Origin of the sequence: Planktothricoides raciborskii GIHE-MW2, assembly GCF_040564635.1 — a bacterium.
GTDB classification, from domain to species: Bacteria; Cyanobacteriota; Cyanobacteriia; order Cyanobacteriales; family Laspinemataceae; genus Planktothricoides; species Planktothricoides raciborskii.
Genome location: NZ_CP159837.1, coordinates 3,349,419 through 3,363,361 on the forward strand (window position 1 = coordinate 3,349,419; position 13,943 = coordinate 3,363,361).

The window sequence follows — 13,943 nt, forward strand, 5'->3', positions numbered from 1 at the left end:
TGTTTATTGGTGCGTTATAGCTCGGAACGGGCACCCTACCGATCTCGTTAATGTGTAAGTCTTATTACAGATAATTCTAGCAAAATACCGTTTTGGGGTGGATTTCCCCAACTCCCCCAACTCCTCTGAAAAAGCTCATCTTGTATGGGTTTGGAAAAGCTGTCTTCACAAATATTTATGTATCGTTATTTCCTGTAGGGGCGCGGCGAAAAGCGCCCCAAGAATTTCTCTGATTGTCGCCCGATGATTGGAAACATTATTTGAGACGGGGATGAGGCTGAGTTTTAAGCCGATCGCATCTTAGCCGCAGAACAGTGTTGCTGAAGTTGATACATATGATTAAATAACCGCCAGCAATACTGTTCCGGGAGTCCGCAAGTAACGGCACCCCGTAATACGGTGTTGAGATACCAGTCATTAGGGGCTAATTCTTCCGATAACTTGTCAATCACTGAGTAGGTGCGAACATTCTGATAGCGTTTCCCCTGACTGACCAGTTCTACTATTTCATAACGATAACCCACTTCTCGTCGATCTAGGGCGTCACTTAATCTCATGGGAAGTTGATATAACACTCCTTCAACAGAAGCATTTGGCTGTTTAATCACATCCAATACGCCACAGTTGCGTAAATCCGAATAGCCATAAAATGCCAGTCGATAGTCTGATAATGTCGCGGGGCCAATCACATATTGGTGCGTATTTTCACCGAGCGATCGCTTCAAATCTACCGGGCACATACAAGAACCGTAAGCAAAATAGTAAAACTTATGTTCACTGCTTTGGTTTACCAGTTCCAGATGTGCGGTGAACCGGCGATCGTGTAAAGGTTTTGCGTGATTTGAGTGAAACTGTCCAGGTTGAACTGTCATATATGGCTATTAACTTTAATTTCTATGATGATTTCTGTGTTGATCTACATTTTACTCAAATTTTCCCAAAAAACAACATAATCCCGACCGAGTAACCGTAGATTAAAGAATTCTTAACAATTTGTGCCGATGGCCGGGGGGCGATTTTCCGGTTGGGGAAATCGTTGCACCAGGGATAAAAAATAATTACTAATCGATCCTGAATTTTCCGTAAATATTTCCGTAATATTTTTTAACATTTGATTAGAAATTTTATTAGACAGTCTTGGCATCGTTCAGCATCGATTCCGCCAAATACCTCTGGAAAAATAGTTAAAAATAGGAGAAAAATAGGGCAAAAATAAGGCAAAAATAGGGCAAAAATAGAGCTTTTTTTCATCAATGAATTATGGCCTATTTTTCATCAAACTTAATCAAACTTAATCAAAAATTCAATTTCGGGGGCGATCGCGGAGATATTCGCGGGGATATTCGGGGGGAGACGAACAACCTCGCGATCGCCGCGATCGCGCTTCCCGATCTTGGTTAAAGTGATTTGTTAAAGTTAGATTAGATTTGCTAAAAATAATCCAGAAGCCGGACTCAAGACTCCCAACCCGAAGATGCTTTACTGCCCTCAAGGACATAAAAATCCCCCTGGTAATCGCTTTTGCCAAGTCTGTGGCCAAGAAATTCAGCAACCTGTCACCGAGAAACTTGGTATAGAAGCATCCCTTTTACAGAAACTACTAGGCGATCGCTATCGGATTATTCAACAACTGGGACAGGGGGGCTTTGGGCGAACTTACCTGGCCCAAGATATTAATCGTTTTAACGAACGATGCGTGCTCAAAGAATTTGCCCCGAAACTCCAAGGGGCTTCTGCCTTAAAAAAAGCTGAGGAACTGTTTAACCGTGAAGCGGGAGTGATGTACAAGTTGCAACACCCGCAAATTCCCAGATTTCGGGAAATTTGCCGCTGTCAAGTAGGTTCAGAAACCGGTCTATTTTTAGTTCAAGATTATGTAGAGGGTCAAACTTATCGAGATTTATTGATTCATCGCCAAAGTCAAGGATATCGATTTAGTGAAGCGGAGGGGATGGAACTGTTACGGCAAATTCTGCCGGTGTTGGATTATATCCATTCTCAAGGGGTGATTCATCGGGATATTTCCCCAGACAATTTAATTTTACGCAGTAGCGACCAACTGCCGATTCTGATTGATTTTGGCGGGGTTAAACAAGTAGCGGCCACCATTGAACAGTCGGGGAATGAGTCGAATGAGTCGAGTTCTGGATCGACAGGAAAGCATGGACAAACACCACAGAAAACACCTCCGTTAATCACGCGAATTGGCAAACTGGGTTATGCCCCAGAAGAACAGATGGTATTGGGGGTGGTTCATCCTCACAGTGATTTATATTCTTTGGCGGTGACGGTGCTGGTATTGTTAACTGGCAAAGAACCATCGGCATTGTTTGATACCCATCAAATGTGTTGGGCTTGGGAACAGTTTGTCTCCCTGAGTCCCCGGTTAACCCAGGTGCTGAATAAGATGCTGTCGCGACCACAAGGCGATCGCTTTCAATCAGCGAGAGAAGTCCTGCAAGCCCTAGGTTTCTGGGCTGGTCTGACTCCAACACCGGCTGTTATGTCTGCCAACCTGCCTGCCAACCAATCCAACTCCCCCACGGAATTGCCCCCAGAGTTGAAGGCTGCATCAGGGTGGGCGCCATCATCTCCTCACCTAGACCCTGGTAAATCCACCGCTGTCTCCCTGCCACCCAGGTTGCCGGATACCCAGTTAACGGGTTTTCCCGATAGTCAGATGCCCTATAACGCTTCAACCACAACCCTGAAACCGTCTTTTGCTCAAAGATTTTGGGGATTTTGGGGAAAAATTCTCTTATTATTATTAGTGGGATTCGGTGCCGGTCATGCCGGTTGGAGGGTGGCGAATTATTGGCTACAATCTCGCGGGGATCAAAATCCTGCTAATGAAAATAGATTATTTGAATCCGGCGATAAAAATTTATCGGAGTTTGAGAATAAGACTGAGGCCGAATTGAAAGCTGAATTGCAAGAAAGGCGAGCAGCTTTGGGGATTAACGAGCGGTTTTTTATGCGTTTAGTAGATCAATTATTTTATCTGCAATATCCCGAACAAGAAAATAAAACTTTGACCATGAAGCCAGAGGATGAAATTTGGCGATCGCGCTGGCATATTGTCGGAATTCAACTATTAGTAAAGCTGGAATCGTTAAGCGAACCAGCCAGAAAAAAACTGGGTAAATATAGAACCTCTGATTTAAACAAATGGCAAGATGTTTTAGCTGACAGTAATCTAAATAGTTCCGCCCTATTTGAAGAGACGGATGCTAAATTTTTTGCTTTGTTTCCTAATGTCCAAGATGAGGATTTTATTAACCAGCCCATTGGTCAAGTTTGGTATGCGATCGCCTTCGATCAATTTACTATGTTACAAAATCAATATCAATAGGGATTACCGCGTTTTTCAGATTAATAAACTACAATAATTTGTATGGGCGAAGCATTCCGGCAGATAAATTATTGCTGACAATATTGTAAGGGCGAAGCATTCCGGTAGGGGCGTGATCTTTCCGGCAGTCCATTTAATATTTTCAGCAGTAGGGGCGAATGGCCATTCGCCCCTACACTGCCGGAAAGATCACGCCCCTACTACCGGAATGCTTCGCCCGATCCTGGTTTAGTATTATATTGTAGGGTGGGCAAAAATTCACCATCATATATGGTAGGGTAGGGTGGGTAAAATTTTTTGTCCACCCTACGAATGTTAGGGGCTGTTGCATTAATTTTTGTTAATTTTTATTAAAAAATGATTAAAAATTTAGGAAACATTCCGTAAACAGGTCTTCTGGATATAGACTAAGAAGCATTGGTTTATTCATCGCCGCGAATCCTTACCATTGGTTATACTATGAACAATAATCAAAAACCTTTCGGCAGTATTGCGATCGGACTTTCTGGTGGCGGCTATCGCGCCACTGCGTTTCACCTCGGAACCTTGGACTTCCTCGAATATGTGGGAATTCTCCAGGATGTGACGATGATATCAACGGTATCAGGGGGAACTTTTACCGGCGCCAGATATGCACTATCCCAGGCTGATGGTAAAAGTTTTCCAGAATTCTTTCAAGGATTTTACCAGGATCTCGCATCCACTCATCTTCCCTCCCTTTGGTTAGAAGAACTCAACGCCCAGAGAGAAAGCGGAACTGGTGAAATTAAATTAATTAAAGCCGCTGCGAATGTCTACAACCAACGGCTGTTTAACGGATCTAAATTCGGCCAGTTATTTGATGCCGCCCCTAATATTCATCTCAAAGAAATCATCTTTAACGCCACCGAGTTTGACAATGGCTTAGTCTTCCGATTTCAACGCAGTAACGGGGGGCTGATTGGTAACAACAAAATTTCTATTCCTCCAGAAGTCGCCAAACAAATCCGCATTGCCGATATTGTGGCAAGTTCCTCTTGTTTTCCTGGTGGCTTTGAACCAATGGTCTTTCCTGATGACTATTTCTCGGAAACTGAATATGAAAAAATCAAAGAAAAACTGCCGGAAAATTTGAAATCAACACTGCCAGTAGCTTTGATGGATGGGGGCGTTGATGATAATCAGGGGGTGCAAAGCCTCATGCTTGCCAATGACAGAATTCGTCGTCAGATTAAACAAGGTAAAACCCCGGAAACGGCAGAAATTGGCCTACTAATTGTCTCAGATACGGATAACATTCAGCCCAGTACCGAAGATATTTTTCAACCATCTTCTTATGTGAATCCCGAAAGTCAAGCTAAAACCAACCAAAGAATTTTAAGTAATGTAACTTTGGAAAATCTGGTTTTGATGAGTCGGTTTGCTCGCGGATTTATCTATCTAATTCCATTCCTGTTATTAGCTCAAGCCATTAGCGATCTGGTCAATCAAAAGTTTGAACCAATGGAGCTTTTATTGGTAGGAGTGCCATTTTTATTAAGTTTGAGTGTGGCGGGATTTATCGGTCTTTTATTCCAAGAATTTCGAGGAAATTTATTGCCCAATGTTCAAGAAAATTTACAGAAAGAACTTGGAGTATCTCTTTGGGATAACACGCGAACTTTGACCGTTGATGAAGTATTAAAATTGGTAGAAATTCGCGTTGGTTCTATGTTAGTCTTGCCCACGGTTTTTATGAAACGAATTCGTAGTTTAGTCTCTCGCGAAGTTTACTCTAAGGATAAAGATGGCAACTTTAACACCTATGGCAATATCGTCATTGCTAACTATATCTACGATTTAGAAAAAAAACAGGGTAAAAAATTTACCGATCCGAATTTAAAAAACCCTTCGGAGAAAATGCAACAAATAGCCACAGCATCTACCAATATGGCAACGACTCTATGGTTTAAATGGGGAGAAGAAAAGCAAGGTTTAAACCAAGTGATTTCCTGTGGTCAAGTTACTATGTGCTTTAATTTATTAGAGTATATCCTGGAACAGAAAGCTGATAAAATTGGCCAAGATCCAGTAGTGACAGAAGTCTGGAACAAAAGTAAAGAAGCCTGGGAACTGATGCAAAATGACCCAGAAGCTTTAATTAAGCGATATCAGCTTTAGAGAATTTTCTGTCATGCTCAATCGGAAACCTAGGGAAGCATCTGGGCAGACGGCGAGATGCTTGGGATCATCCTAATGGGTAATTCTTAAAACATTAAAAAAGCTTCTGATATCAGAAGCTTTTTTTTGCATCAACGGATTAATTTTGGTTTAAGCCGTGAATTTTATTGCATCCCGGCAGCAGCTTTAGCAGCAGCGGCTTCGTCGGGATGAATATTTAACCGAGTCAGGTTAATCCGACCTTTGTTATCAATTTCGCGGACTTTAATAATCACGCGATCGCCGACACTCAGTTCATCTTCTACCTTACCCACACGGTAGTCAGCAATTTGGGAAATATGAACCATCCCTTCTTTACCGGGGAGGAATTCCACAAAGGCACCAATGGGAATAATCCGAGTCACCCGACCCACATAAACATCCCCAGCGGAAATCTTGCGGGTCATATTTTGAATAATGGTAATTGCCCGTTGGGCTCGGACATTATCCATTGCGGAAACGGTGACAGTGCCATCATCTTCAATATCGATTTTGGCGCCGGTTTCCTCGGTAATACCTTTAATGGTCTTACCACCAGGTCCAATCACCATGCCAATGAGATCCGGATCGATCTTAATGGTCAACAACCGAGGAGCATAAGGAGAGATTTCTGACCGAGGTTGATCGATGGTGGCCAGCATTTTCTCCAAAATATGCAGTCGGGCCGGTTTAGCTTGGTGGATAGCTTTGGCGACGGTTTCCAAGGATAGCCCGGTGATTTTCATGTCCATTTGTAAGGCAGTAATCCCCGCGTCTGTCCCCGCAACCTTAAAGTCCATATCCCCTAAGAAATCTTCAATCCCTTGAATATCCGTGAGGATGCGTACTTCGTCCCCTTCTTTAATTAACCCCATTGCCGCACCAGATACGGGTTTAGAAATTGGCACCCCGGCATCCATCAAGGATAGGGTGGAACCGCAGACCGAACCCATTGAGGTAGAACCGTTGGAGGATAAGACTTCGGAAACTACTCGAATCACATAAGGGAATTGTTCTTGGGGCGGCAACACTGGCACTAAGGCGCGTTCGGCTAATGCCCCATGTCCAATTTCCCGGCGTCCCGGCGATCGCATGGGTTTGGTTTCCCCCACGGAAAAAGGCGGGAAGTTGTAGTGATGCAGATAGCGTTTTTCGGTTTCCGGGTTGAGGTCGTCCGCGAGTTCTTGGGCATCTCCGGGAGTTCCCAAGGTGACAACGGACAGCACTTGAGTTAAGCCCCGTTGGAACAAACCCGTCCCGTGAACTCGTGACGGCAGCAGACCCACTCGACAGGAAATTGGCCGGACTTCATCAAGCTTACGACCATCGACGCGCACCCCTTCTTCCAGGATTTGTTTCCGCATCATTTGTTTGGTGACGTTCTTGAAGAAATTCCCCACCGCTTTACCATTTTCCGTGGCGGCGACTAACACGGGGTCTTCTTCCGGCAAACTCTCGATTTCTTGAGCGATTTCATCTTTAATGGCATCAAGAGCCGCATCCCGTTCCATTTTGTTCAGGTCATGGTTCTTGAGCACCACTTGGATTTTCTCTGTGGAGCGATCGCGAATAAAACTCTCCAAGACTTCATCTTCTGGGGGCGGTTCATCGATAACGATCTTCAGTCCGAGTTCCTCGATCATTTCCTGCTGGGCTTTAATCAAATCGCAGGCGGCTTCATAGCCAAAATCGATCGCTTCAATAATATCTTGTTCTGGGAGTTGATTGGCTCCGGCTTCCACCATAATCACCCCATCGGGGGATCCTGCGACGACCAGATCGAGATCGCCTTCTTTAATTTCCTTATAGGTGGGATTAATAATAAAATCATCTCCCACCAAACCGACGCGCACGGCGGCCATTGGGCCATAAAAAGGTAACTCCGCCAACAGAACCGCCACCGATGCCCCAGTCACCGCCAACACATCTGGGGGAACTTGTTCATCCATTGACAGAGTTGTGGCCACAATTTGGATATCATCGCGCAACCAGTGAGGGAACAAGGGTCGCAGCGGACGGTCGATCAAACGGCTGGTCAGCGTCACCTTCTCTGGTGGACGCCCTTCTCGGCGCAAAAATCCACCGGGAATCTTGCCCCCCGCATAGAGTCGTTCTTCGTAATCTACTAACAGGGGGAGAAAATCAATCCCTTCTCGGCCCTGAGCTCGTGTGGCCGTGACAAAAACCGCAGTATCTCCTGACTGAATTAACACGGCACCCCCTGCTTGAGGTGCCAACAGTCCTACATTCAGTCGAATATCTCTTCCGTCAAAAGATATCGACTTAGAAATCTCTTTCATCTAGTTATTTATCCTTCTATATTCACTCGCTATCCTTTGGCAAGGCGATCTTCAGGGGGTTAGCTTTGGCGATTCTCAAGCTTAAACGTTCTATGTTGACTATTCACTCCGGGCAATTGCAGCACTGTTTTCAAATATTCGAAGTTTTGCTGGGGCGAGGAACCAACTGGGGGAGGGGGGTAATCGCTATCCTACTTTAGGATGTTCATGCTTTAGCTATCTTACTCATCAAGAGAGACACAAAGCTTTCCAACATGATTGGCGAGGGGGCAAGCATTGCGCCCCTACAGTGGTGTTTCTCCAGGAAGAAAGTTTTTTCCCCCTGTAATTTCTCATTTGTTCCGCTTCTGGCCACTGTTCCACGGCTTCCACTCGGTCTGGCAGTGGTATAATATCGCCCGATGTCACTCCAGCTACATTTTCTGCCTCCCCAGAGCTTTTAGTTTTCAGGAGAACCGACGGCTTGGCTAACTCGATATGACGATCGCTCAAGAGTGCTATTCCAGTCTTACCTTTTAGGATCAACTATGTATGATAACCCACTCAGGTGACAAATGCTCTTTAAATTAGAACTGAGGCATCCACTCTGGTATGTTCGGCGGCCAGTGGCCGGGGATTCCCCAGATACAGGATTTCAATTCAGACAAAGGATAAGCTCTTGAACATTTTCAACCCGATAGTTAAAAATACTGGAGAGGGAAGCGACTAATTTTTCCCTGCTGGCGGAAAATTGGCTCTGTTTCTGAGTATTTCTAGCGATAAAATATGCTTTGGCGTGATGATTTATTCTTCGATAAATCTCCCTCTTGCTTGTTTGGTCGAGCGGCGTCACTCAAAATAATTTTCTGAAAATGTTTGAATTTTGAGACGTATTTTCACCGCTCTATGTTAACCAGGTTAACTGGCTAGGATAGATTGGTGGCAGTCAGATGATCGCTCTAAGAATCGTCACAGATAATTATTATACATAATTAGCGGATAATTAGCAAATAATCCACCCCAATCAAAAAAATATAAAAAATATAAAAAATATAAAAACTTAGTAAAGTTGCGGTAAATTAATCAGGTTTTCGTGATATTATGGCAAATATAGAGTCAAAAAAATCTGACTAAATTTTAAAAAAGCTGTCAACGAACGAGATCGCATAAACTGTAAAAGAGATTTTTGAGGCAACGGAATCAGTATGGGAATTTTACATGGTAGCTGGAAACTGGAAAAACAGGGCAGTTATCTATTTATTTGGGGAGAAACTTGGCGGAAAATAACCGATGGAGAGAACAATCCCGCTAGTGAGATCGCCCCACATCCTCTGGGGATGAGTGGAGCAGAATTCACGGATTTTCTCACGTCACTTCAGCAAAGTAACCGGATTAAGTGGGAAATCCCCGTGGAGAAGCCCCCAGAAAAAGCAAAAAGCAAACAGCGATCGCGATTTTACCAGGCGAATCTTCAACCAAATACCTCTGAGTATGTCTCTGAATGGGGCATAGAGGCGATCGCCCTGCCAACTCAAATTCTGGAAACTGGCAGCCCCATTCCCCTGCATTCCGGTGCCACCATTCCCGCCAAAACCGATCCCAATTACTCATCCCTTTCCCTCTATCCTTGGCAAGTCGAAGGCATTCGCCTAGGCACTGTAGACGCTTTAAAATTTTTACAAGCCTTACCCCTAGGGGGCGTCACCGAAGAGCAAAACTGGTTAGGGGCTGACCTGCGCTTTTGGTCTCATGTGACCCGATGGACCTTAGATTTACTAGCGCGGGGCAAATATCTCCCCGGACTCGCCCCACAAGGGGAGCGGATGGTGGCAAGTTGGCAACCTCTTCTGGACAGCGCCACAGACCAAAGCCGCTTTAACAACTTTGTCCACCTGATGCCCCTGGCCTGTCGGACTTATCAGGGAGAACCAGAAGCCGCAGCCGCCCCAGACCAACCGCCAGGGGAAGGCGAACCAGAAGCCCAGGAAGCCAAGATTGGTCTGTGCGTAGATTTATTCATCCCCCGGCGAGTCTTGCTGCGATCGGTTTTACACCATTTAATTGACCTTCAAATTCGCCAAGCCCTCACGGGGCAGTCTCAGCCCCAAATCACCTCGGTTCCTCTACGCCAATGGTTAGAAAAGTTAGCGGCGCCACAACCGCAGAAAATGGCTCCAGCGGTCGCCGAAAAAATTAGCGCTATTTGGGAAACTTGGACGGGGCCGGTGAAACATCATCTGGCGGGGCAACAAAAGTTTCGCGCCTGTTTTGAACTCATGCCCCCCTGTTACGGCGACCCCCATTGGACATTACATTATTTCTTACAAGCGGTTGATAATCCTCACTGTTTGGTGAAAGCCCGCACGATTTGGCAAAATCCTGTAGATGAATTCATTTATCAGGGGCGAAAAATTAAAAATCCCCAGGAAACTTTGCTGGCCGGTTTGGGGTTAGCTTCGCGAATTTATCCCCCCATTGAAGCGAGTTTAAACCAGAAATCTCCTCAGTCTTGTGCCTTAAATCCCCAAGAAGCTTATCAGTTTATTAAAGCTGCTGCTTGGCGCTTTGAGGATAGCGGTTTAGGGGTGATTATGCCGGAAAGTTTGTCTAATACCGGCGGCTGGGCTAGTAAGTTGGGCTTGAGTATTCGGGCGGAAACCCCCAAAGTCCGTCAAGGTGGTTTAGGGTTACAAAGTTTGTTGAATTTTCAATGGGAATTAAGCATTGGGGGACAAACTTTAACTAAGGCAGAATTTGAAAAACTGGTGGCGCTGAATTCTCCTTTGGTAGAAATTAATGGGGAATGGGTGGAATTGCGATCGCCGGATATTAAAGCGGCACAAGAATTTTTCCAATCCCGCAAAGAGCAAATGTCTTTATCCTTAGAAGATGCTTTACGGTTGGCCACCGGGGATACTCAAACCATTCAAAAATTACCCGTAGTTAACTTTAGCGCCGGGGGACAACTGGAGGAATTACTTAATACTTTAACCAATAATCAAGCCCTCAAAGATATTGAACCGCCAGCTACTTTAAAAGGCACTTTGCGACCATATCAATTACGCGGGGCTAGTTGGTTAAATTTCTTACAAAATTGGGGTCTGGGGGCTTGTTTGGCGGACGATATGGGTTTGGGTAAATCTGTAGAAACCATCGCCTTTTTACTTCATATGCAAGCACAAAATAATTTATTGTCCCCGGTTTTATTAGTTTGTCCCACCTCGGTGTTAGGCAACTGGGAACGAGAACTGAAGCGATTTGGCCCTAGTTTAAAAGTGATGGTGCATCATGGGGATAAACGGTATAAAAGCCACCAATTCGCGATCGCCGTTCAGCGGAAAAATGTAGTTCTGACCAGTTATCCTCTGTTATACCGAGATGAGGCGACGTTTAAAGGGGTGAAGTGGCAAGGGATTATTTTAGATGAAGCCCAAAATATTAAAAATCCCCTGGCGAAACAATCCCAAGCAGTGCGAAATTTAGAGGCATCTTTCCGCATTGCCCTGACGGGGACTCCGGTAGAAAATAAACTCCAAGAACTCTGGTCTATTTTAGAATTTCTCAATCCAGGTTATTTGGGCAGCAAGCAATTTTTTCAGCGCCGCTTTGCGGTTCCCATTCAAAAATATGGCGACACGGAATCATTGCAAACTCTGCGATCGCTGGTTCGTCCCTTTATTCTCCGTCGCACCAAAACCGACAAAACCATTATTCAAGATTTACCGGAAAAACAAGAAATGCCGGTATTTTGTGGACTCTCCAACGAACAGGCGAGTTTATATCAAAAATTGGTGGATGAATCTCTGGCGGAAGTGGAGTCAGCGGAAGGCATCCAACGTCATGGCATTATTTTAGCATTACTCACTAAGCTGAAACAAATTTGCAATCATCCGGCGCAATTTCTGAAGGAACAAACCCTGGAGAAAGGCCATCGTTCGGCGAAATTAATGCGATTAGAGGAAATGATTGAAGAATTAATTTCTGAAGGCGATCGCGCCTTAATCTTCACCCAGTTTGCAGAATGGGGAAAACTGCTGAAACCTTATTTAGAACAACAACTGGGACGAGAAGTTTTATTTCTCTATGGGGCGACGCGGAAAAATCAACGAGAAGAAATGATCGATCGCTTCCAAGAAGACCCCCAAGGGCCACCGATTATGATTCTTTCCTTAAAAGCCGGTGGCGTTGGGTTAAACTTAACTCGTGCTAACCACGTTTTTCACTTCGATCGCTGGTGGAACCCTGCCGTAGAAAATCAAGCCACTGACCGAGTATTTAGAATTGGGCAAACCCGCAACGTGCAAGTGCATAAATTTGTTTGTAGTGGTACGCTAGAAGAGAAAATTCACGACTTAATCGAAAGTAAGCAAGCCTTAGCAGAACAAGTGGTTGGTTCTGGAGAAAATTGGCTCACTGATTTGGATACAGACCAATTGCGAAACTTGCTGATTCTTGACCGCAATGCGGTGATTGATGAAGATGAATAAGTTTTGCATTTATAGCACTTGGCAGAGTTATGAAGTACAAAAAAACCTGTCATTCCCGCGCGGGAATCCAGAACAACTCTGTACTTCATCGGGATCATAACCGCTATAATGGTTATTAGTTGTTGCTTATTGGTTGTTGGTTATTAGTTATTGGTTATTTGGGGGTTTTTCCGAATCACGAATAACCAATAACTAATAACTAAATCAACCAGTAACTAAATGATTAATTTGCCGATTAACTCAATGTAATTAACCTAATTAACTGCCGCAAAACATGGCCAAAAAAAAGACAAAAACCGCTCCGCAGCCGAATACAGATTTAGCCCTGTCTTCCTTTCATTTGCGCTTTGATGAATTACAAAAAGACCATCAATGGCTGCTGAAGCAAATTCAAAAAAAACGTAAAGAATTAAATAATTTTCTGGAGCAAATGCAAAAAATTGCGGTTGAGATTATCCAACAAACTCAGCCGTTTCATAAAGAACTGATCGAACTCGATCAAGAAATTCATGCTTTATTTGCGGAGATTTTTGAAACTCGTAAATTGGGGAAAAAAACTCAAAAAGAAGTCAAAGGAATTTATCGCAGGCTTCAGATGTTAGGGATAATTAGTCCGAAAAAAATGCATAATTCAAATGATGAAGATGAAGCGGAGGATAAAAACGCCGATAAATCTGCCAAAGATGACGAAGATGATGATTTTAATTTCGGCTTCGATGGGGATTATTTTAACCAGGAAAATAATCCGCCACCAGACCATGACAAGTCTAAAGCAAGTGGAGACTTAAAGCAAATGCGCCGGACTTTTCTCCGGTTGGCAGAAGTCTTTCATCCTGATAAGGTGAATAACCAAGAAAATCAGGAACATTACACGGAGGTGATGAAAGAAATTAACCGCGCTTATGAGGAAGGAGATTTAGCTCGATTGTTGGAAATTGAGCGCCAGTATCAGGTGGGTCAATCTATTGACTTGGCGAATGCTTCTAGTAGCGAAATTGAACGACAGTGCGATCGCCTGGAACAGGATAATCAATTACTGGAAAATCAATATGAAAACTTAAAATCTGAACTACGCTGGATGCGAGCTACTCCAGAAGGGGAGATGGTGAAAAGCTATCGGGCAATTAAGAAAGAAGGGTTAAACCCGATTGACTACATGGTGGCCGATGCGAAAAGGCACATTGAAGAATTGGCAAACGTCAGAACATTTGTGAAAGATTTTCGCGATAAAAAAATCACCATTAAAGAGTTTTTAGATGGGCCGGTTTCCGCACGGGATAATGCTGAGGATGATCTGGATGCGATGATTCAGCAAGCTTTGCAAGAGTTAGGGATAACAGTTATCAGAAGGCGTTGAATTCGGGAGCGGAATTATTCGATCGCGGGTTTGATTTTGCTGTCTCAGCTAAAATTCCGGTGCATTCAGCGATCAGGTGATTTTTGTCCGGTATTTTGTCCGGTATTTTGCCCGGTATTTTGCCCGGTATTTTGCCCATCAGCAGTAGAGACGGCAGGTGAAACCATCTCTATTGCTTTCCCGAATATTTAAAAATAAATCAGTAAATCAGATTATTAATTTTTAGTTAAATTTTCCCAAATTTAGCCCGGTATCAATTAACGAGGCTCAAATTATCTACAATAGGGGAAACAGGATTAAACAAAGGGTCT

At 44.1% G+C, this 13,943-nt stretch carries 9 protein-coding genes; 5 read left to right on the forward strand and 4 right to left on the reverse strand.

The window, feature by feature from the left end; translation table 11 throughout:
• Positions 1 to 284: 284 nt before the first annotated feature.
• The gene (locus tag ABWT76_RS14220; RefSeq protein ID WP_082348745.1) at positions 285 to 872 is read right to left on the reverse strand and encodes a gamma-glutamylcyclotransferase; all 588 of its coding nucleotides are present in this window, start codon (positions 870 to 872) and stop codon (positions 285 to 287) included.
• Positions 873 to 985: 113 nt separating this feature from the next.
• On the reverse strand, positions 986 to 1,144 hold the full coding sequence (locus ABWT76_RS14225) for a hypothetical protein (protein WP_156331543.1): 159 nt from the start codon (positions 1,142 to 1,144) through the stop codon (positions 986 to 988).
• Between the two features lie 116 nt (positions 1,145 to 1,260).
• Between ABWT76_RS14225 and ABWT76_RS14230 the strand changes: the two genes are divergently transcribed.
• The 3 genes from ABWT76_RS14230 (at position 1,261) to ABWT76_RS14240 (ending at position 5,491) form a co-directional block, all read left to right on the forward strand.
• Positions 1,261 to 1,401 (forward strand): hypothetical protein, encoded by a 141-nt coding sequence (locus ABWT76_RS14230; RefSeq protein ID WP_156331542.1) that lies wholly within the window; start codon positions 1,261 to 1,263, stop codon positions 1,399 to 1,401.
• 73 nt (positions 1,402 to 1,474) lie between these two features.
• Positions 1,475 to 3,352: a serine/threonine-protein kinase gene (locus ABWT76_RS14235; protein WP_354636304.1), complete on the forward strand. Its 1,878-nt coding sequence runs from the start codon at positions 1,475 to 1,477 to the stop codon at positions 3,350 to 3,352.
• A gap of 459 nt (positions 3,353 to 3,811) precedes the next feature.
• Entirely contained in the window at positions 3,812 to 5,491 is a 1,680-nt protein-coding gene (locus tag ABWT76_RS14240) for a patatin-like phospholipase family protein (RefSeq protein ID WP_354636305.1), read from the forward strand.
• Positions 5,492 to 5,655: 164 nt separating this feature from the next.
• On the opposite strand, the gene ABWT76_RS14245 is transcribed toward ABWT76_RS14240, so the two are convergent.
• A complete protein-coding gene (locus ABWT76_RS14245; protein ID WP_190877690.1) occupies positions 5,656 to 7,809 on the reverse strand; it encodes a polyribonucleotide nucleotidyltransferase in 2,154 nt (717 codons plus the stop codon).
• A gap of 228 nt (positions 7,810 to 8,037) precedes the next feature.
• On the reverse strand, positions 8,038 to 8,301 hold the full coding sequence (locus tag ABWT76_RS14250; RefSeq protein ID WP_156331541.1) for a hypothetical protein: 264 nt from the start codon (positions 8,299 to 8,301) through the stop codon (positions 8,038 to 8,040).
• A 692-nt stretch (positions 8,302 to 8,993) separates the two neighbouring features.
• On the opposite strand from ABWT76_RS14250, the gene ABWT76_RS14255 reads away from it, so the two are divergent.
• Together ABWT76_RS14255 and ABWT76_RS14260 are read left to right on the forward strand one after the other, a co-directional pair.
• Entirely contained in the window at positions 8,994 to 12,275 is a 3,282-nt protein-coding gene (locus tag ABWT76_RS14255) for a DEAD/DEAH box helicase (protein ID WP_354636306.1), read from the forward strand.
• Positions 12,276 to 12,549: 274 nt separating this feature from the next.
• Positions 12,550 to 13,632: a J domain-containing protein gene (locus ABWT76_RS14260; RefSeq protein WP_354636307.1), complete on the forward strand. Its 1,083-nt coding sequence runs from the start codon at positions 12,550 to 12,552 to the stop codon at positions 13,630 to 13,632.
• The last annotated feature ends 311 nt before the right edge of the window (positions 13,633 to 13,943 follow it).

Excerpts from the sequence above, each read along its gene's own strand:
- ABWT76_RS14220 (WP_082348745.1), bottom strand. The coding sequence starts at position 872 with ATGACAGTTCAACCTGGACAGTTTCACTCAAATCACGCAAAACCTTTA.
- ABWT76_RS14225 (WP_156331543.1), bottom strand. The coding sequence starts at position 1,144 with ATGCCAAGACTGTCTAATAAAATTTCTAATCAAATGTTAAAAAATATT.
- ABWT76_RS14230 (WP_156331542.1), top strand. The coding sequence starts at position 1,261 with ATGGCCTATTTTTCATCAAACTTAATCAAACTTAATCAAAAATTCAAT.
- ABWT76_RS14235 (WP_354636304.1), top strand. The coding sequence starts at position 1,475 with ATGCTTTACTGCCCTCAAGGACATAAAAATCCCCCTGGTAATCGCTTT.
- ABWT76_RS14240 (WP_354636305.1), top strand. The coding sequence starts at position 3,812 with ATGAACAATAATCAAAAACCTTTCGGCAGTATTGCGATCGGACTTTCT.
- ABWT76_RS14245 (WP_190877690.1), bottom strand. The coding sequence starts at position 7,809 with ATGAAAGAGATTTCTAAGTCGATATCTTTTGACGGAAGAGATATTCGA.
- ABWT76_RS14255 (WP_354636306.1), top strand. The coding sequence starts at position 8,994 with ATGGGAATTTTACATGGTAGCTGGAAACTGGAAAAACAGGGCAGTTAT.
- ABWT76_RS14260 (WP_354636307.1), top strand. The coding sequence starts at position 12,550 with ATGGCCAAAAAAAAGACAAAAACCGCTCCGCAGCCGAATACAGATTTA.